Annotated in this window: 1 protein-coding gene; it reads left to right on the top strand. The window is 70.6% G+C overall.

The features are described 5' to 3' along the window. Nucleotides 1-153: 153 nt before the first annotated feature. Nucleotides 154-983: glycosyltransferase family 4 protein (locus FNQ90_RS24740; protein ID WP_323380168.1), on the top strand; the 830-nt coding region annotated here is incomplete at its 3' end.

Genomic DNA, 983 nt, shown 5'->3' on the forward strand with positions numbered 1-983 from the left:
CGTCTGCCTCCCCCACCCGCTGCGGCCCCACCCGCATCGCCCATCGGGTCGGCCGCGCAGCGGGCGGGAACCCGCCCGGGCGCGTTGCGGTGGTTGCGCGCGGCGACGGCCTCTCCGTCCCTGTTCAGAGGCTACCCGCGGGCGGACGGGAAGGTGACGCCCGGCTCGTACCAACCGGCCGCAGGGGCGCCGGCCGGGCGGTGCCTGTCCGTGGTGGCGCGGGTGTACGGGTATCCGCCGGACCACAACGCCGGTTCGGAGTGGATGCTGCACTCGATACTGCGACCGCTGGCCGAGCGCGGTCACCGGGTGGAGGTCTGGCTGTCCCACCCCGGCAAGGCCGAGAAGACGTACGAGATCGACGGGGTGCGGGTGGTGCCGTTCCAGGAGGGCCTCGAGTTCTCCGCCCGTGCCCGTCGTGCGGACGTGCTGGTGTCCCACTACGAGAACGTGCCCCTGGTGGCCGGCCTCGCGCGGGACGGCCGTATTCCGGTGGTGGTGATCTGCCACGACAACTTCCCCGCGACATTCCACAACGCCGCAGGCGCCGACCTGCTCGTCTACAACAGCGAGTGGATCCGCCGGGACGGAGAGATCTTCTACGCCTCCTACCCTTCCGAATTCCTGCCCCGGCGCAGCATCGTGGTGCGCCCGCCGGTGATCGCGGGTGAATACCGTACGCGACCCGGCGACTGCGCGACTCTGGTCAATCTGAACGCGGACAAGGGTGGCGAGCTGTTCTGGCAGATCGCCGCCTGGACGCCTCAGTGGAAGTTCCTCGGTGTATGCGGTGCCTACGGCCGGCAGGTCATGCCGCCGCCCGGGCTGCCGAACTGCGAGGTCCTCGACTCGGTGCCCGGGCAGCGGATGCGCGAGCACGTCTACGCCCGCTCCCGGGTGATGCTGATGCCAAGCCTGTACGAGTCGTGGGGACGAGTGGCGGTGGAGGCGTTCGCTTCCGGCATCCCCGTGATCGCCCACCC

The sequence above is a fragment of the Streptomyces alkaliphilus genome (assembly GCF_014141535.1).
GTDB lineage: Bacteria > Actinomycetota > Actinomycetes > Streptomycetales > Streptomycetaceae > Streptomyces > Streptomyces alkaliphilus.